Here is an 18,403-nt window from a genome sequence, read left to right as displayed (position 1 = left end):
GAAAAAAAATTTAATGCAGCTTGATTGATCGGGTCGGATCAATGGGCATCCCATTGCAGCATCCGCACCCGGCAATGCTTCATTGCATTGACGATGTGCTTCTCCACCAGCGCGCGAGAAATACCGAGGTGTTCAGCAATCTCCGGGTGCGACAGACCTTCGATCTTGCGCAGCAGGAAACTCTCGCGGCACAACCGGGGCAATTCCGCCAATGCACGCTGGAGCATCTCCAGGCGTTGACCGTGATCGAGGCTGTGATGAGGGGATGGGGTGAAGTAGCGCTCTTCGTTGTCGAGCACTTCCAGGGATTCGACCTGACGCAGGGCATTGCGCCGATGGTCGTCGATCACCAGGTTGAGTGCGGTGCGGTACAGAAACGCCCGAGGTTGCTCGATCGGCGTGTCGCTGGAACGCTCCAATACCCGCAGATAAGCGTCATGCACCACATCTTCGGCCACCTGACGGTTGCCCAGCTTGGCGTTCAAAAAACACACCAGCTCGCGATAGTAGTTTTCCAACATGACTCCCGGCCGCAGGGGTGCGGTTTCTATCCTTGAGCCAGACCGGCGACCGCCGAAATAGGCAGTGGCACGATAGTGGCAGTTCGAGGCGCGTAATTTATAGTAATTCTCATATAGATTTAAAGTATTGCTTCACCTTGCCTGACAAATAGTCCTGCTCGAGCACCTGCACACCCCTTCACCTGTAGGAGCTGTCGAGTGCAACGAGGCTGCGATCTTTTGTTCTTGCTTTTAAAAACAAGATCAAAAGATCGCAGCCTCGTTGCACTCGACAGCTCCTACACAGGTGTTACGCCATATGTCTGCGGCTAAATTCCACGCTGCCTTCATCGTTTACAGGACAGCTCCCCGTCCCTTTGAGCGACGGGCCGATATCCATTGGCCGGAACCCTGCATGAAACGTCCCCGACAGACCCGACGCGCCCTGCTTGTAGCACTTTGTCTGATCCCCGTTATCGCCGTGGCCGCCTGGCAGATCATCCCGCCCGGCCGCGACCAGTTCGCCACCGTTCAGGTCACCCGCGCCGACATCGAAAGCAGCGTCACCGCGCTGGGTACCCTGCAACCTCGACGCTATGTCGACGTCGGTGCCCAGGCATCCGGGCAGATCCACAAGATCCACGTGGAAGTCGGCGATGTGGTGAAGGAAGGCCAGTTGCTGGTGGAGATCGATCCGTCCACGCAACAGGCCAAACTCGACGCTGGACGTTTCTCCATCGAAAACCTCAAGGCGCAGCTGCAGGAACAACGGGCGCAGCACGACCTCGCCCGGCAGAAATTCCAGCGCCAGCAGAACCTCAAGGCCGGTGGCGCCACCCGTGAAGAAGACGTGCAGACCGCCGAGGCCGAACTGCGCGCCACCCAGGCCCGTATCGACATGTTCCAGGCGCAGATCCGCCAGGCCCAGGCCAGCCTGCGCAGCGATCAGGCGGAGCTGGGTTACACCCGAATCTATGCGCCCATGAGCGGAACCGTCGTTGCACTCGACGCCCGGGTCGGCCAGACCCTCAACGCCCAGCAACAAACGCCACTGATTCTGCGCATCGCCAAGTTGTCGCCGATGACCGTCTGGGCCGAGGTGTCGGAAGCCGACATCGGTCACGTCAAACCCGGCATGACGGCCTGGTTCACCACCCTCAGCGGAGGCAACCGTCGCTGGAACAGCACCGTGCGGCAAATTTTGCCGGTGCCGCCCAAGCCACTGGACCAGACCAGTCAGGGCGGCGGCAGCCCGGCCAGTTCGAGTAAAAGCGGCAGCGCTCGCGTGGTGCTGTACACCGTATTGCTGGACGTCGATAACGCCGACAACGCGCTGATGGCGGAAATGACCACGCAAGTCTTCTTCGTCGCCGAGCAGGCGAAAAACGTCCTCACCGCGCCCATCGCAGCCCTGCAAGCCGGTGCTGGAACGGACAATCAGACCGCACAAGTCGTCGCCAAAAACGGCCGCATCGAGCAGCGCGACGTCCGCACCGGCATCAGCGATCGCCTGCGGGTGCAGATCCTCGACGGCTTGCAGGAAGGCGATCACCTGCTGATCGGCCCGGCCGACGGGAGTGGCGGCTGAATGCAGACGCCCCTGATCGACCTGCAGGACATCCGCAAAGCCTACGGCGGCGGCGATTCACCGGAAGTTCACGTACTGCGTGGCATCGACCTGTCGATCCATGCCGGGGAGTTCGTGGCGATCGTCGGTGCCTCCGGCTCCGGCAAGTCGACGCTGATGAACATCCTCGGCTGCCTCGACCGCCCGACCTCGGGCGAATACCGTTTCGCCGGGGAAAACGTCGCCGCACTCGACAGCGACGAACTGGCCTGGCTGCGCCGCGAAGCCTTCGGCTTTGTGTTCCAGGGTTATCACCTGATCCCGTCCGGTTCGGCCCAGGAAAACGTCGAGATGCCGGCCATCTACGCAGGCTTGCCGGCCGCCGAACGCCACGCCCGCGCCGCCGCCCTGCTCGACCGCCTCGGTCTGGCCTCGCGCACCGGCAACCGTCCGCACCAGCTCTCCGGCGGTCAGCAACAACGGGTGTCCATCGCCCGCGCCTTGATGAACGGCGGCCACATCATCCTCGCCGACGAACCTACCGGCGCCCTCGACAGCCACAGCGGTGCCGAGGTCATGGCCCTGCTCGACGAACTGGCGAGCCAGGGCCACGTGGTGATCCTCATCACCCACGACCGCGAAGTGGCGGCCCGGGCCAAACGCATCATCGAAATTCGCGACGGACTGATCATCAGCGACAGCGCCAGGGACAATCCCGAAGCGCAGACGTCGGCCAATCCCGGCGCGCTGCAAGCGGTGGACTTACGCAAGCGCCTGACCGAAGGCGCCGAAGCCACTGGCGCCTGGAAAGGCGAACTGGTAGATGCGGTGCAAGCCGCGTGGCGGGTGATGTGGATCAACCGCTTTCGCACCGCACTGACGTTGCTCGGGATCATCATCGGCGTCGCGTCGGTGGTGGTGATGCTGGCCGTCGGTGAAGGCAGCAAGCGCCAGGTGATGGCGCAAATGGGCGCGTTCGGCTCCAACATCATTTACCTCAGCGGCTCGTCGCCAAACCCGCGAACGCCGCTGGGCATCGTCACCCTGGATGACGTTGCGGCGGTGGGAAGCCTGCCGCAAGTGACACGGATCATGCCGGTCAATGGCCAGGAGGCCGGGGTGCGTTTCGGCAATCTCGACCATTTGAGTTACGTCGGCGGCAACGACACCAATTTCCCGGCGATTTTCAACTGGCCGGTGGTGGAAGGCAGCTACTTCACCCAGGAAGATGAACGCAACGCGGCGGCAGTCGCGGTGATTGGCCACAAGGTGCGGACCAAGTTGCTCAAGGACGTTGCCAACCCGATCGGCCAATACATCCTGATCGAAAACGTGCCGTTCCAGGTGGTCGGCGTGCTCGCGGAAAAAGGCGCCAGCTCGGGCGACTCCGACAGCGACGACCGCATCGCTATCCCCTATTCCGCTGCCAGCGTGCGGCTGTTCGGCACCCACAACCCCGAATACGTGGCTATCGCCGCCGCCGATGCGCGCAAGGTCAAAGAGACCGAAAAAGCCATCGAGCAATTGATGCTGCGCCTGCACAACGGCAAGAAGGATTTCGAGCTGACCAACAACGCCGCAATGATTCAGGCCGAGGCACGCACGCAAAATACCCTGTCGCTGATGCTCGGTTCGATTGCTGCGATTTCGTTGCTGGTGGGCGGGATCGGTGTGATGAACATCATGCTCATGACCGTGCGCGAACGCACCCGCGAGATCGGCATCCGCATGGCCACTGGCGCCCGCCAACGGGACATCCTGCGCCAGTTCCTCACCGAAGCGGTGATGCTCTCGGTGGTCGGCGGGCTTGCCGGGATCGCCTTGGCGATGATCGTCGGCGGCGTGCTGATCCTCAGCGAAGTCGCCGTCGCGTTCTCCTTGATAGCGGTGCTCGGCGCCTTCGGCTGCGCTCTGGTCACCGGTGTTGTCTTCGGCTTCATGCCGGCCCGCAAAGCTGCCCGACTCGACCCGGTCACGGCCCTTACCAGTGAATGATCGATCTATGAAGCCGCAACTCAGCCTGCTGACCCTATGCCTGTTGCTCGGCGCCTGCGGCAGTCCCGCCCAGCGTCCGGACAGCGGCCTCCAGCCGCCCGCTGCCTGGCAATCGCCACACACTCAAAGCGCTACTCGCAGCAACCTGCAATGGTGGACGCAGTTCGGCAGCCCGGAGCTTGATCGCCTGATCGAACAGGCGCGGGTCGGCAGTTACGACCTGGCCGCCGCCATCGCTCGGGTGCGCCAGGCTCAGGCCGACACGGTGATTGCCGGCGGCACGCGGCTGCCGGAGGTCAAGGCCGGCCTGAACGCCAATCGGCAGAAACTATTGCGCGGCAACGGCTACAGCCAGCTCGATGCCGACGGCGACAACAAGGCCGTCGATTACTTTAACGCCAACCTCACCGCCACTTACGAAGTCGACTTCTGGGGCGGCCAACGCGCCTCCCGCGACAGTGCGCAATTCGGCTTACAGGCCAGCGAATTCGATCAGGCAACGGTGGAGTTGACGCTGCTCAGCGGCGTGGCCAACAGCTACGCGCAAAGCTTGTCGTTGCGTGAGCAAAGTCGCATCGCCGAACTGAACCTGGCGAACGCGCAGAATGTTTTGAAACTGGTGCAGACGCGTTTTGACTCAGGCTCGGCAACCGCGCTGGAACTGGCGCAGCAGAAGAGCCTGGTCGCCGCGCAACAGCGGCAATTGCCACTGGTGCAGCAACAGGCTCAGGACGCACAGATCAGCCTCGCCGCCCTGCTCGGCCGGCCGGTGCAGGAGTTGTCTTTGGGTCAGGAACGCTTTGATCAACTGGCATGGCCGACCATTGGCGCTGGCCTGCCCAGCGAGCTGATCAGTCGTCGCCCGGACATCGCCCGCGCCGAAGCGCAATTGGCCGCCGCACAAGCCGACGTCACCGTCGCCCGTGCCGCCATGCTGCCGGCTGTGACCCTCAGCGCAGAAATAGGCTCCGGTGCCGACCGCGCCGCCGACGTCCTGCGCAACCCCTTCTACAACCTCACCGCCGGACTGCTCGCGCCGGTCTTCAACAATGGTCGCCTGAGCGCCGAGCGCGACAAGGCCACGGCCCGTCAGGAAGAACTGCTGGAGACGTATCGCGGGGCGATCATCAATGGCTTCGCCGATGTGGAAAAAGCGTTGAACAGCATTCGCGGTCTGGACGAACAGCGGCAGTGGCAAGGTGAAGAGCTGAACCAGGCGCAAACGGCCTTCAACATTGCGCAAAGCCGTTACCAAGCCGGTGCCGAGGATTTGCTGACGGTGCTGGAGACACAGCGCACGCTGTATGCGGCGCAGGATTTGAATGTGCAGCTGCGGTTGTCGCGGTTGCAGGCGAGTATTGCGTTGTACAAAGCGCTCGGCGGAGGGTGGCAGGCGTTGTAATGCGGCGTCTGTCAGGCCGCCTTCGCGAGCAAGCCCGCTCCCACATTTGATCAGCGCCGAATACAAATTCTGTGTCCGCTGGAGATCAGTGTGGGAGCGAGCTTGCTCGCGATTGAACGATTACTCGGTAATCAAACCGGACTTTGTTTAGCCTTCAAATACCGCGCATACCAAGGCCGCTGCGGCACCTTGCGGAACAGATCCGCCAGTTTCTTCTCGTCATCACCAAAGGTAATCCGCAACGCCAGCTTCATGGTTTCCGGGTCCATCTCCACCGATTTGCCAGTCTGCAACCCCGGCGTAGTACTGCAACCATGGGTGCTCGGGCCGAGCCACGGGTCGTCGATCTCGACCCAACGCCCAGGCGCAAACCACGCCACGCCATTGACCTCAAGCCGACTGACCTCCCCCGGATGAAAGCGCTCGTGCGCGCGGAACCAGTCTTCCAGTCGATCATCGATCCAGCCGTGAAAATGCCAGAACACCGGGTTTACATGAGACGAAAACGGGTCGCCGAGGAAGTCGTTTTCCGGCGCATACCAGCGTGCGGAAAAGTCCGCCGGATCCCGGGCAAACGGCACGGGATGGCCATTGGATGGATCACGCGGCACCGAGGCCCAACGCATGTGCAGCCAGTCGTGCAGCCCCAATTCGACCTCTGAACCGAACTGACCCAGGGTCAATTTCGACAGATAACGCGGATCGCGGTACTGCGATTCCCAGACCTGGAAATTGCTGTGGTAGGTCTCGGCGGTCTTGATGTCGCTGACCCATTGCGCGTATTCGGCATCGTCGTCGGCCAGCCAGGTCGGCGGCAGCGCAGTGCCGTCGTGGTTGTCGAAATAACGGGCGAACCCAACGCGATCACGCGCCAGTTCCGGCTGTGGCAACGGGAAGTGTTGCCAGGACGGCAAGTCCTGCAGGGAGCGCGCCTTGCCTAGCATGTGCCGGTGCATGAAGAAGAAATCCACGCCTGAGCCGTTACGATCCTTGCGCGCGCCACGGGCATCACGCTCCTTGTCCCGCGGGCCAGGCTGCCAGCCAATGCCACGCAGGGCGCCGCGCTTGTCTTCGGACAGGGTGTGCCATTTGTCCCGGGAGGCATGCCAGAGCTGGTGAAACAGTCGATGCTCGGGCGAAACCAGCCAGGCCAGCAACGTCGGATTGAGACCGCTGCGCTCGCGGGCTTCGGGGAACACGCGCTTGACGGCAATGAAGCGGTTGTCCTGGGCCGTCAACATTAACGGACGGTCCAGATTCACCACCCGACCACTGAGAGTGCCGCTGCCAGCGTTGCCGAAACCGGCCCAGACTTCGTCCAGCGCCATGCTGAATTCATAATCCGCCGAGCCGCTGGCGCTGAGCAGTCGCCAGCTCAATTGCGCCGGTTTGGCGCCGGCCAGATCGCCGAGTACCCAATAACGCGGCGTTTCGTTCGAGCGCAAACGCTCGGCGGTGTCGAGAAACCCGCTCAGGCCGCGACCTTTGTGACCGATGTCGAGGAACACCTCCAGCCCGTCCCGTGGCAGGCCTTCGATGCCAGCGTCTGGCCCTTCGAAACGAATCTGCCAGACACCGCGCAAGGTGTTCGCCAAGTGCTGGCCAGCGACATCCGCGACATCGAATGACGCTTCGCCGGGGGTGATCGTCGGATCCGGTTTCGTCCATTCACGATGCCCATAAAAAGCCGCAGGCACGGCGGCGCCGGTCAGCGCCAGGCCTGCCATGAACCATCGTCGAGAAATCGTCATTGCCCTACCTGTGTCAGCCATGAAGCAGGCTTTATCCAAGCTAGAACGTTTGTTGCCCTCCGAAATTTATGGTGCCTCGAAAAGATCGCAGCCTTCGGCAGCTCCTTGTATGTTGACCTTGATTCCAACGAGAGAGGTTACGCTCAAGGATTCATACAACAGCAAGTGCGTTTCTGGGGGAGGCCGATCGCTCCTGAAGGCAGGATTTGCTCCTGACCTTGTCTGTAGAGAGGCCCCCCCGCCTCATTGCCCACCACGAAGAGTATCGAGAAGCCGACAAGTCGGACTTCGCATTACAAGGTTGCAGTGGCATGAAGTTCGAGGTCGGGGGAACCAGGAGCAATCTTACCGAAAGTCAGGGAAGTGAAAAGCATGAATACTCATGTCGGCATAGACATTGGTGCGCGCACGTCTGTCATGGGATGGCGGCAGAGCGGTAGAACATCAGGCCAGTGGGATATTCAGCACACGCCCAAAGGACGTAAGGCTGCCGTGACAAAAATGTTGGGTCTCAAACCGCTGAGCGTGGTCATGGAGGCCACCGGCATTTACTACCTGGATCTTGCATTGGAGTTGCACGCCGCCGGCCTGCCGGTCTCGGTGATCAACCCCAAAAGCTTCCACAATTTTGCAAAATTGATGCTGCAAAACAGCAAAACTGACCAGATAGACGCTCAATTGCTGGCTGAATATGGCGAGCGCATGACTCCCAGGCTTTGGGTTGCGCCTACTGCCGATCAAATGACGCTGCGTGCGATTGGCCGCCATATCAATCGGCTGATTGGTCATCGAACACGAGCCAAAAACGAATTACACGCGCTACAAGCGACAGAAACGAGTGTGGAGCTGCTGATCGAGGATGAGAAAGAGGCGATTGCAGGGCTGGACACACGGATTGATCGCTTGAAGAAAGCCGCACGTGATGCCATCGCCAAATGCCCGGATCTGAGTTTGCAGTTTCGCTGCATGATGGCGGCCCCCGGCGTTGGAGAAGCCTCAGCCATCGCCGCACTGGCTGAGCTGACGACCCTTCCGGTAACGCTTAAATCGGCGCAGGTAAGCCGCTATGCAGGCCTGGATGTCAGGTTGACCCAGTCAGGCACCAGCGTGAACCGACCAGGGCGAATGTCCAAATGCGGTAATGCTTACTTGCGCGCAGCGATGTTCATGCCGGCGATGACGGCAATTCGTTGTGATGAGAATGTGAAGGCCTTCTACGAGGCTCTGGTAGCGCGCGGCAAGAAGAAAATGCAGGCCATCGGTGCGGTCATGCGCAAATACCTAACCGGGTTATGGGCATGCATGCGCTCCGGAGAAGAATTTAATACGGCCAAGCTTTTTAGCGAAAAACATCTCGCGAAAGCTTGACCGTGAACAGAGTATCTACAGGTGTACGCAGCCCCAATGTAGGAGCTGCCGAAGGTTCGGGCCGCGTTCGGACGATCTTTTCGGGGGAGATCTAAATTTTCTGGCCTGCCACTCGTTCTTCCCAGATAGCAAAGGCCCCTGTGCCTGCCCCCCCAACGGCGAACCTGACTGAGACGGCAATGACAAAACCACGTTCGAAAAAGGCTCTTTACATCGGCCTGCCGCTGGCCCTGGCGATCAGCGCCGGTGCAGGCTTTGCGGCCTGGGATTACTGGTTCAAGGACAATCCCGGTTACCCGGTCAAGGTGATGAAACAGGCCGATGAACTGCACGAGCGAATCCTCTCCTTCGACAGCCACGTCACCGTCCCGCTGGACTTTGGTACCGCCGGCAATGAAGCCGACAAGGACGGCACCGGGCAATTCGACCTGGTCAAAACCGGGCGCGGACGTTTGTCCGGCGTGGCGCTGACGATCTTTGGCTGGCCGGAAATCTGGAACGGCGCCAACGCCCCGCACCGCCCAACCGCCGGTTTCGTCGACGAAGCACGGTTCGAGCAGGAAACCCGCTACAAAATCATCAGCACAATGGTTCGCGACTTCCCCAATCAGGTCGCCATCGCCTACACCCCCGACGATTTCCGCCGCCTGCATGGCGAAGGCAAGTTCGCGATCTTCATGAGCATGCTCAACGCCTATCCGCTGGGCAACGACCTGAACGCCCTGGACAAGTGGGCAGCCCGCGGCATGCGCATGTTCGGCTTCAGCTATGTGGGCAACAACGCCTGGGCTGACTCATCCCGGCCGTTGCCGTTTTTCAACGATTCCCGCGACGCCCTTGGCGGCCTCTCGGAGATCGGCAAGCAGGCCGTGCATCGCCTCAACGACCTCGGCGTGATCATCGACGTTTCGCAGATGTCGACCAAGGCGCTGGAGCAAGTTGCCCAGCTGAGCCGTGCGCCGATGGTCGCGTCCCACTCGGCGCCGCGAGGGCTGGTGGACATCCCGCGCAACCTCAGCGACCAGGAAATGCAGCTGATCAAGAACAGCGGCGGCGTTGTGCAGATTGTCGGTTTCCCGACCTACATCCGCCCGCTCAGCCAGGCCACCCAGGACAAACTCAACGCCCTGCGCGCACGCTTCGACCTGCAACCGCTGCAAGGCCTGGAGATGGCGCTGATGCCGGGCGATCCGGTGATCACCGTCTGGTCCGAGCAACGTTTCGGCGAGTACGCCAGTCAGCTCTATGCCATCGTCGATGAAGAACCCAAGGCCACACTCAAGGACTACGGCGACGCGATCGACTACGCGGTGAAGAAAATCGGCATCGACCACGTCGGCATCAGTTCCGATTTCAACGATGGCGGCGGCCTGGACGGCTGGAAAGACGTCAGCGAGGCACGCAACGTAACGGCCGAGCTGATCAGTCGCGGCTACGGCGAAGCCGATATCGCCAAGCTCTGGGGCGGCAACTTCCTGCGGGTCTGGGACCAGGTGCAGAAGTCTTCCAAGCCTGTGGCAAAAAACTGATCCCCTCTTTTGCAAAAGCGAATCTTGCTCATGACCAACCGTCGTTCATTCCTCAAGCAGGCCGGCATTCTCGCGGCCGGCCTGCCCCTGGGCGCTGCCGTGAACCTGCCGGCGCTGGCCGCCAATCCGGCGCCGCTGCCAAAGGATAAATGGGCGCAACTACGCCAGATGTTCAATCAGGACCCGGATTACCTGCACTTCGCCAACTTTCTGGTGACCTCACACCCAAGACCGGTGCGTGACGCCATCGACATGCACCGCGCCAACCTCGACCGCAACCCCGGCCTGGCCATGGACTGGGACCTTGGGGAAACCGAAAAGCGCGAGCAGGAAGTGCGCGTCTGGGCCGGCCGTTACCTAAAGGCCAAGCCCGACCAGATCGCCCTCACCGGCAGTACCACCGAAGGCCTTTCACTGATCTACGGCGGCATTCATGTGCGCCCCGACCAGGAAATCCTCACCAGCGAACACGAACACTACGCCACGAACTATGCCCTGGCTTACCGTCAGCAAAAGGACGGCGTCAAGGTTCGCAAGCTCAAGCTGTTCGAGAACAGTCAAAGCATTTCCGTGGATGAAGTGCTGGGCTCGATTGCCAAAGGCATTCGCCCCGAAACCCGAGTGCTCGGCATGACGTGGGTGCAATCGGGCAGCGGCGTCAAACTGCCGATCGGCGAAATCGGCAAACTGGTGGACGAGCAGAACCGCAATCGCGCAAAAAAGGACCGCATCCTGTATGTGGTCGACGGCGTCCATGGCTTCGGCGTCGAGGACCTCGACTTCCCCGACATGCACTGCGATTTCTTCATCGCCGGCACGCACAAATGGATGTTCGGCCCGCGCGGTACCGGGATCATCTGCGCCCGTTCGGCCGAGCTCAAGGACGTGACGCCGACCATCCCGACGTTCTCCGAAGCCACCACCTTCTCGACCATCATGACCCCCGGCGGCTATCACAGCTTCGAACATCGCTGGGCCCTGAACGAAGCTTTCAAGCTGCACCTGGACCTGGGCAAGGCCGAGGTGCAGGCACGCATCCACGCGCTCAATACCTATGCGAAAAACCGCTTGCTGGAGCACCCGCAGATCGAATTGGTGACGCCAAAGAGCCCGGACCTGTCGGCCGGTTTTACCTTCTTCCGGATCAAGGATCGCGACTGCGAAAAAGTCGCCGTCCAACTGATGGAAAACCGCGTGGTCTGCGACTCGGTGGACCGCGACGTCGGCCCGGTGATCCGCATCGCCCCCGGCCTGCTCAACACCGAAAACGATATCGACCGTTTCATGGCGCTGCTGAGCAAGATCGCGTGATGCTGAACCCTGTGGGAGCGGGCTTGCTCGCGAATGCGGACTGCCAGTCAACATGGGTGTCGACTGACACGCCCTCTTCGCGAGCAAGCCCGCTCCCACATTGGACCGAGCGTGACACCCCGCTTTTCTTTAATCGAGATGACGCATGAACAGTGATCTGTTACCCCGCCCGCTCAAGGCACTCGCCCTGACCGCCCTCATGGCCGGTCTACTGTCGACCACCGCCCAGGCGGCCGCCGCCCCGCAACCGGGCAAAGTGTTCAAAGACTGCCGAGACTGCCCGGAAATGGTCGTGCTGCCCGCCGGCACCTTCACCATGGGCACCCCCGATGACGAAGTCGGTCGCGAACCCGATGAAGGTCCGATGCATGACGTGACCTTCGCCAAGCCGTTCGCCATGAGCCGCTTCCAGGTCACCGCCGGTGAATGGGACAGCTACGTGCGCGACAGTGGTGTGACCATCGCCAATGGCGACACCCGGCCGGGCCGCGAGTGCGTCGCCAGCAAGCCGCGCTATCCGCAAAGTCCGCGTCAGCCAGCGGTGTGCATGAACTTCGACGACGTGAAGAACTACGTCGCCTGGCTGTCGAAAAAAACCGGGCAGACGTACCGCATGGTCAGCGAGGCCCAACGCGAATATGCCGCGCGTGGCGGCAGCAAAGGGCCGTTCCCCTTCCCGTTCGATGAAGGCAAGGAATACAGCATCGCCAAGCACGCCAACACCTATGGCCCGGCGGACGGTTACAGCTACAGCTCACCAGTGGGCAGCTACCCACCGAACGCCTTTGGCATGTACGACATGCACGGCAACGTCTACGAATGGGTCGAGGACTGCGAACACCCTGATTACGTCGGTGCGCCCACCGATGGCAGCGCCTGGGTCGAGCCTAAATGCGAAGCCGTGCGGATTCGCGGTAACGACTGGGGCGAAGCGCCGGTGTTCTCGCGCTCCGGCAACCGCAACAGCCAGTACCCGCAAGAGCGCGGCGACTGGATGGGGTTCCGCATCGTGCGCGATCTCTAAGACACACCCCCAATCCTGTGGGAGCGAGCTTGCTCGCGATGACTGCATCACAGTCGATAGATATGTCGACTGTCAGTCCGCTATCGCGAGCAAGCTCGCTCCCACAGGGTCATGTGTTTGAGTCGCGATCGCCGCCAGTCGGCGCCCTTCTAAATTAAGCCTTCCACCAGACGTTCTACAGGGTATCTGCCTTTACGACCCAAGGAACTGTCTTCCATGACCCAGCCTACCCGTGGCGCCATCGGCGAATTGTTCGCCCTGTTGAAACCCTTTCGGCTCATCGTCGCCGCGTCCATTTTCCTGGGCATGGTCGGCGGCCTGAGCGTCACGGTATTGCTGGCGACCATCAACAACGCCCTGCATTCGGACACCGGCCTGACCCAAGGCGTCGTCGCCCTGTTCGCCGGCCTGTGCCTGCTGGCACTGGCCAGTTCGATCTGCTCGGACATCGGCACCAACTATGTCGGCCAGCACATCATCGCCAAACTGCGTAAACAGCTGGGCGAGAAAGTCCTGTCGGCGCCGATCGAACAGATCGAGCGCTATCGCAGCCACCGTCTGATCCCGGTGCTGACCCACGACGTCGACACCATCAGCGACTTCGCTTTCGCCTTCGCGCCGCTGGCCATTTCCGTCACCGTGACCTTGGGCTGCATGGGCTACCTGGCCATTCTGTCGTGGCCGATGTTCCTGATCATGGTCGCCGCCATCCTGATCGGCACAGCGATTCAGGCCTACGCCCAGAGCAAAGGGGTGCAGGGTTTCATGGCCGCCCGAGAGGCCGAAGATGAACTGCAAAAGCACTACAACGCGATTGCCGAAGGTGCCAAGGAATTGCGCATTCATCGCCCACGCCGCCAGCGCATGTTCGTCTCGGGCATCAAGGCCACGGCCGAGTTCATCTGCAACACCCAGGTGCGTTCGATCAATACGTTCGTGATTGCCAAGACCTTCGGCTCGATGCTGTTCTTCGTGGTCATCGGCCTGGCCCTCGCGCTGCAAACCTTCTGGCCGAGCGCCGACAAAACCGTGATGAGCGGTTTCGTGCTGGTGCTGCTTTATATGAAAGGCCCGCTGGAGCATTTGATCAGCACCTTGCCGATCGTCAGCCGCGCGCAGATCGCCTTCCGCCGCATCGCCGAACTGTCGGAGCAGTTTTCCACCCCGGAACCTCATCTGTTGCTGAGCGATAAAGGCAACGTCAAGCAAGCGGTACACGAACTGAAACTGGCCGATGTACGTTTCAGCTTCCCGGCTGCCGAAGGTGCTGCACCGTTCCAGCTAGGGCCGGTCAACCTGACGATCAAGCAAGGCGACATCACCTTTATTGTCGGCGAGAACGGGTGCGGCAAGACCACGCTGATCAAACTGCTGCTGGGCCTGTACACGCCGCAGCAGGGTGCAATCCACGTCAACGGCGAAGTGATCGACGCCGCCAACCGCGATGACTATCGCCAGTTGTTCACCACCATTTTTGCCGACTATTACCTGTTCGATGACGTGGTCCAGGGCGATACGCACATCCCCGAAGACGCCAACAAATACCTGCAACGGCTGGAGATCGCGCACAAGGTCAGCGTCAAGGACGGCAACTTCACCACCACCGACCTCTCCACCGGCCAGCGCAAACGCCTGGCATTGGTCAATGCGTGGCTGGAGGAACGTCCAGTGCTGGTGTTCGATGAATGGGCAGCCGACCAGGACCCGACCTTCCGACGGATCTTCTACACCGAGCTGCTGCCGGACCTCAAGCGTCTGGGCAAGACCATCATCGTGATCTCCCACGATGACCGTTATTTCGACGTGGCGGACCAACTGGTGCGCATGGAAAGCGGACGGGTCGTCACCGAACTGGCCCCTGCCTGAAACAGAAAACCGAGGTCTGTGTAGCAGCTGGCGAAGCCTGCGTTCGGCTGCGCAGCAGTCGCCAATTCAGCTCGCGAGGTCTTCCTGATGCACCGCGGATTCTGGTTTTACGACTGCTTCGCAGCCGAACGCAGGCTTCGCCAGCTGCTACATAGATCGCGTTGCGGCGGCCTTCATAAATTTATTTAACGGGTTTCTTTCCGGTTTTACGCTCGTGCTGCGTCTAATAATCATTCCTATTAACAAAAACTCTGCACAACACTTTTTCAGGAGCTCAGGTAAGTAATGCGACCTCAAACACGCCGCACACCTCTCGCGCTGGCCGTACAGCGCCCGACTTTGCATCGCACCCTGTTCACTAGCGTACTGCTGACCGCCACCTTGCTGGGGAGCTCGATGGCCAATGCTGCACCTGTAAAAGTGAACATTGCAGGTCAATCGCTTTCCAACGCGCTGACCGAACTGGGCATGCAGACCAACCTGCAAATCCTCTACAGCCCGGATCAGGTTGCAGGGATCAAGTCTCGCGCGGTGTCCGGTTCACTGGAACCGTCCGATGCCCTCGCCGCCCTGCTGAAAGGCACTGGTATTTCGTTCCAGATCAGTGGTAATACCGTCACCCTGGTGTCCGGCGGCGGCTCGAGCCTGCAACTGGGCGCGACCACCATTTCCGGCCAGGCCCTGGGCCTGACCACTGAAGACACCGGTTCCTACACCACCGGCGCCACCACCACCGCGACCAAACTGCCGCTGACCCTTCGCGAAACACCGCAATCGGTGACCGTGGTGACGCGTCAGCAAATGGACGATCGCGGCGCCAAGAGCGTCGGCGACGTATTGCGCAACACCCCCGGCATCACGGCGCAGAAGTACGACAGTGACCGTACCGAGTTTTCCGCCCGTGGCTTTGCCATCACCAACTTTCAGTACGATGGCGTCAACATCCCGTACGACGGCGTTTACGGTGAAAACCCTAACAACAGCGACGACGCCGCCAGCCTCGATCGCGTCGAAGTCATCAAAGGCGCCACCGGCCTGATGACCGGCGCGGGCGACCCGTCTGCCACCGTCAACCTGGTGCGCAAGAAACCGACCAAGGACTTCAAGGCATCGGTCAGCGCCACCGCTGGCTCCTGGGACAACTACCGCACCGAAGGCGACATCTCCGGTTCGCTGAACGATTCCGGCAGCGTGCGCGGCCGCTTCGTCGGTGCCTTGCAGGACAAAGATTCGTACATCGATCATTACAGCCAGAAGAAAGACCTGTACTACGGCATCCTCGAAGCTGACCTGACCGATGACACCCTGTTGACCCTGGGCGTCGACAAGTCCAGTGCCACCCCGCGCGGCAGTTCCTGGACCGGTAACGCGCCGTACTTCACCGACGGTGGCCGCACCGACTTCTCTCGCAGTTTCAACCCGGGTGCCGACTGGAGCCGTCGTGATTTCGACAGCACCACTTACTTCGCATCGCTGGAGCAAGCGCTGGCCAATGACTGGAAATTCAAGGCCAGCTTCGACCAGAAAACCACCGATCATGACACCCAACTGGCCTCGGCCAGCGGTGGCAGCCCGGACCGCGCCACCGGCGAAGGCATGTTCTTTTATTGGGGTCGCTGGGAAGGCCATCGCGTGCAGAACACAGCTGACGTGAACGTCTCGGGCCCGTTCAGCCTGGGCGGTCGCGAGCATGAACTGGTGGCAGGTTTCATGGCCTCCCACTCCCGTCAGACCGGTTCAACTTTCGATAGCAGCGCCTTCGGACAGGTGACGGGCAACATTTTTGACTGGGAAGGCCATCTGGCGAAACAGGACTTCCCGAAAAACGGCAAGTACGAGCGCACCCAGAGCCAGAACGGCGCTTACCTGGCCACGCGCCTGCGTCCGACGGACGACCTGTCGTTCATCCTTGGCGGCCGTGTGAGCACCTACAAGTACAACGAGGATTACTCCTACTATCCAGGCACCGGCCAGACCGACACCCACGCCAGCTACAAGGAACACGGCGTTGTCACGCCTTACGCCGGTGTGGTCTATGACCTGGACGATACCTATTCGGTCTACGCCAGCTACACCAAGATCTACCAGCCTCAGATCAACAAGGACATCAACGGTGCGACCCTGGCACCGGTCGAAGGCGACAGCTACGAATCCGGCCTGAAAGCGGCCTACTTCGAAGGCAAACTGAACGCCAGCCTGGCATTCTTCCGCATTGAGCAGGACAACGTCGCTCAATCGGTCGGCACCGATGTGAATACCGGCGATGGCATTTTCAAAGCCACCGACGGCGCCACCACCAACGGTGTGGAACTGGAACTGGCCGGCGAACTGGCACAGGACTGGAACGTGTCTGCCGGCTACACCTACGCCCGCACCCGTGACAAGGACGAACAACGCATCTTCGGTTTCCCGCTGGCCACCAGCAAACCGGAACACGTGATTCGTACGTTCACCACCTACCGTCTGCCCGGCGCGCTGGACCAGTTCACCGTCGGTGGCGGTGTCAGCTGGCAGAGCGCGTTTTACGGCCAGAGCTACAGCCCCAACGTGGGCGGTGGCGAGGGCGGCAGCACCTCTCTCAAACAAGGCGGCTACACCCTCGTGGACCTGATGACCCGTTATCAGTACGACGAACACCTGAGCTTCACCGCCAATGCCTACAACATCTTCGACAAGAAGTACGTGACGGGCCTGGGCAACTTCGGCACCACGTTCTACGGCGAGCCGCGTAACCTGCAGATCACCGCGAAGTATGATTTCTGAGTGGCTGAGCTGAAATGAAAAATGCCCGTATCGTGAGATGCGGGCATTTTTTTTATGGCTGTGAGATTTGTGTCGACTGTGATGCCGTCATCGCGAGCAAGCTCGCTCCCACAGTGGATCTGTGGTGGATACAAAACCTGCGTACGACCGAGATCAAATGTGGGAGCGGCGGTGCGACGATTCGACTTGCTCGCGAAGAACGATGACACGGTGGTGCTGGCTAGTCTGGATCATTCCCAGACTTCAGATCAAAGCCGCGAACGCACCCACTCCGCCACTTCCGCATGAATCCCCTCAACCTCCCCCAACAACCCCGCCATGCGCAAAAAGTCATGGGTCATCCCAGGCTGTTCCAGCAACGTCACCTCATTCCCGGCAACACGCAGCCGCTCGGCATACGCCACCCCTTCGTCATGCAACGGATCATGCCCGGCCAAATACACCAACGCCGGCGCCACACCCGAAAGATCCTCCGCCAGCAACGGCGAGCACCGCCAATCAGCCAGATCCTGCGGCGTGCGCCCGTAATGCGCATAGAACCAATCCAGCGTCGGCGTCTCCAGCAAATAACCCTCGGCGAAATCCCAATGCGACGCGCGCTTGGTCGTGGCATCCGTCACCGGGTACACCAACAGTTGCGCCTTCGGTTTCAACGCCAGTTCCTCAGGTTCACGCACGGCCATGATCGACAACACCGTCGCCAGCGTCGCACCCACGCTATCACCGGCCACGGCCACTCGCGTTGCGTCCAGGCCATGTGCCGCGCCCTCGCGCACCAGCCAGTTCCCCGCATCGCAGGCATCCTGCACCGGCGTCGGGAACCGCCATTCCGGGGCCAGACGATAATCCACCGTCAACAAGGCAAAACCGCCTTGGGAGGCCAGCCGCCGACACAACGCATCATGGGAATCGAGACTGCCGACCACATACCCGCCGCCATGGAAATACAACACCACCGGCTGCAACCCGTCGACCGATTGCCCGTTGCGATACACCCTTGCCGACAGGCTGTGGCCATCTCGCGCGGCGATGGTGAAGTCCTCGCAGGCAACGCTGTCCAGCGGCACATCGAGAAACCCCGACGACGCTTCGAAATCGAGCCGCGCCTGTTGCGGCGACTGTTCATGCATCGCGCGACTTTTGCCGGTCATCCGGCCGAACTCGGCGAGTTCTAGAAATGCTTCAAGTTCTGGCAACACGGACATGGGACGAATCCTTCTACACAAAGAGGTCAATACAAAATCCTGAAACGAGCGGAGCTTGTGTAGGAGCTGTCGAGTGAAACGAGGCTGCGATCTTTTGATCTTGATCTTAAAAAACAGGATCG

Annotated in this window: 12 protein-coding genes; 9 read left to right on the top strand and 3 right to left on the bottom strand. The window is 60.8% G+C overall.

Annotated elements, in window-relative coordinates:
- Positions 1-38 precede the first annotated feature (38 nt).
- The gene (locus ACMXYH_RS09775; protein WP_056741950.1) at positions 39-521 is read right to left on the bottom strand and encodes a sigma-70 family RNA polymerase sigma factor; all 483 of its coding nucleotides are present in this window, start codon (positions 519-521) and stop codon (positions 39-41) included.
- A gap of 394 nt (positions 522-915) precedes the next feature.
- On the opposite strand from ACMXYH_RS09775, the gene ACMXYH_RS09770 reads away from it, so the two are divergent.
- From ACMXYH_RS09770 to ACMXYH_RS09760, 3 genes are read left to right on the top strand one after another with little or no spacing between them, the layout of a single operon-like run.
- A complete protein-coding gene (locus tag ACMXYH_RS09770; protein ID WP_415766954.1) occupies positions 916-2,088 on the top strand; it encodes an efflux RND transporter periplasmic adaptor subunit in 1,173 nt (390 codons plus the stop codon).
- On the top strand, positions 2,089-4,062 hold the full coding sequence (locus ACMXYH_RS09765; protein WP_415766953.1) for a MacB family efflux pump subunit: 1,974 nt from the start codon (positions 2,089-2,091) through the stop codon (positions 4,060-4,062). It begins immediately after the preceding gene.
- Positions 4,063-4,069: 7 nt separating this feature from the next.
- Complete coding sequence (locus ACMXYH_RS09760) at positions 4,070-5,464, top strand: efflux transporter outer membrane subunit (RefSeq protein ID WP_415766952.1); 1,395 nt, start codon at positions 4,070-4,072, stop codon at positions 5,462-5,464.
- Between the two features lie 131 nt (positions 5,465-5,595).
- Here ACMXYH_RS09760 and ACMXYH_RS09755 read toward each other — a convergent pair whose 3' ends face one another.
- A complete protein-coding gene (locus ACMXYH_RS09755; RefSeq protein ID WP_415766951.1) occupies positions 5,596-7,215 on the bottom strand; it encodes a pyoverdine maturation tyrosinase PvdP in 1,620 nt (539 codons plus the stop codon).
- A 372-nt stretch (positions 7,216-7,587) separates the two neighbouring features.
- Here ACMXYH_RS09755 and ACMXYH_RS09750 point away from each other — a divergent pair, with 372 nt between their 5' ends.
- The 6 genes from ACMXYH_RS09750 (at position 7,588) to ACMXYH_RS09725 (ending at position 17,076) form a co-directional block, all read left to right on the top strand.
- Complete coding sequence (locus ACMXYH_RS09750) at positions 7,588-8,583, top strand: IS110 family transposase (protein WP_415765780.1); 996 nt, start codon at positions 7,588-7,590, stop codon at positions 8,581-8,583.
- 179 nt (positions 8,584-8,762) lie between these two features.
- Positions 8,763-10,112: a pyoverdine-tailoring dipeptidase-like protein PvdM gene (gene pvdM, locus ACMXYH_RS09745; protein ID WP_415766950.1), complete on the top strand. Its 1,350-nt coding sequence runs from the start codon at positions 8,763-8,765 to the stop codon at positions 10,110-10,112.
- 30 nt (positions 10,113-10,142) lie between these two features.
- On the top strand, positions 10,143-11,423 hold the full coding sequence (locus ACMXYH_RS09740; protein WP_415766949.1) for an aminotransferase class V-fold PLP-dependent enzyme: 1,281 nt from the start codon (positions 10,143-10,145) through the stop codon (positions 11,421-11,423).
- Positions 11,424-11,568: 145 nt separating this feature from the next.
- Positions 11,569-12,447 (top strand): dihydropyoverdine dehydrogenase, encoded by an 879-nt coding sequence (locus tag ACMXYH_RS09735; protein ID WP_415766948.1) that lies wholly within the window; start codon positions 11,569-11,571, stop codon positions 12,445-12,447.
- A 216-nt stretch (positions 12,448-12,663) separates the two neighbouring features.
- On the top strand, positions 12,664-14,313 hold the full coding sequence (locus ACMXYH_RS09730; protein ID WP_008152240.1) for a cyclic peptide export ABC transporter: 1,650 nt from the start codon (positions 12,664-12,666) through the stop codon (positions 14,311-14,313).
- A 285-nt stretch (positions 14,314-14,598) separates the two neighbouring features.
- Positions 14,599-17,076 carry a TonB-dependent siderophore receptor gene (locus tag ACMXYH_RS09725; RefSeq protein WP_415766947.1) on the top strand — a complete coding sequence of 826 codons (2,478 nt, stop codon included), beginning with the start codon at positions 14,599-14,601 and terminating at the stop codon, positions 17,074-17,076.
- A gap of 248 nt (positions 17,077-17,324) precedes the next feature.
- Here ACMXYH_RS09725 and ACMXYH_RS09720 read toward each other — a convergent pair whose 3' ends face one another.
- Positions 17,325-18,281, bottom strand: a complete 957-nt coding sequence (locus tag ACMXYH_RS09720; RefSeq protein ID WP_415766946.1) for an alpha/beta hydrolase — start codon at positions 18,279-18,281, stop codon at positions 17,325-17,327.
- Positions 18,282-18,403: the final 122 nt, after the last annotated feature.

Source organism: Pseudomonas frigoris, from assembly GCF_047758635.1.
In the GTDB taxonomy this organism is placed as follows: Bacteria; Pseudomonadota; Gammaproteobacteria; order Pseudomonadales; family Pseudomonadaceae; genus Aquipseudomonas; species Aquipseudomonas frigoris.
Note: the sequence above shows the minus strand (reverse complement) of the source record. Positions and strands in the feature narration are given on the sequence as shown.

Coding starts and splice junctions, on each gene's coding strand:
- ACMXYH_RS09775 (WP_056741950.1), bottom strand. CDS start 521: ATGTTGGAAAACTACTATCGCGAGCTGGTGTGTTTTTTGAACGCCAAG.
- ACMXYH_RS09770 (WP_415766954.1), top strand. CDS start 916: ATGAAACGTCCCCGACAGACCCGACGCGCCCTGCTTGTAGCACTTTGT.
- ACMXYH_RS09765 (WP_415766953.1), top strand. CDS start 2,089: ATGCAGACGCCCCTGATCGACCTGCAGGACATCCGCAAAGCCTACGGC.
- ACMXYH_RS09760 (WP_415766952.1), top strand. CDS start 4,070: ATGAAGCCGCAACTCAGCCTGCTGACCCTATGCCTGTTGCTCGGCGCC.
- ACMXYH_RS09755 (WP_415766951.1), bottom strand. CDS start 7,215: ATGACGATTTCTCGACGATGGTTCATGGCAGGCCTGGCGCTGACCGGC.
- ACMXYH_RS09750 (WP_415765780.1), top strand. CDS start 7,588: ATGAATACTCATGTCGGCATAGACATTGGTGCGCGCACGTCTGTCATG.
- pvdM (WP_415766950.1), top strand. CDS start 8,763: ATGACAAAACCACGTTCGAAAAAGGCTCTTTACATCGGCCTGCCGCTG.
- ACMXYH_RS09740 (WP_415766949.1), top strand. CDS start 10,143: ATGACCAACCGTCGTTCATTCCTCAAGCAGGCCGGCATTCTCGCGGCC.
- ACMXYH_RS09735 (WP_415766948.1), top strand. CDS start 11,569: ATGAACAGTGATCTGTTACCCCGCCCGCTCAAGGCACTCGCCCTGACC.
- ACMXYH_RS09730 (WP_008152240.1), top strand. CDS start 12,664: ATGACCCAGCCTACCCGTGGCGCCATCGGCGAATTGTTCGCCCTGTTG.
- ACMXYH_RS09725 (WP_415766947.1), top strand. CDS start 14,599: ATGCGACCTCAAACACGCCGCACACCTCTCGCGCTGGCCGTACAGCGC.
- ACMXYH_RS09720 (WP_415766946.1), bottom strand. CDS start 18,281: ATGTCCGTGTTGCCAGAACTTGAAGCATTTCTAGAACTCGCCGAGTTC.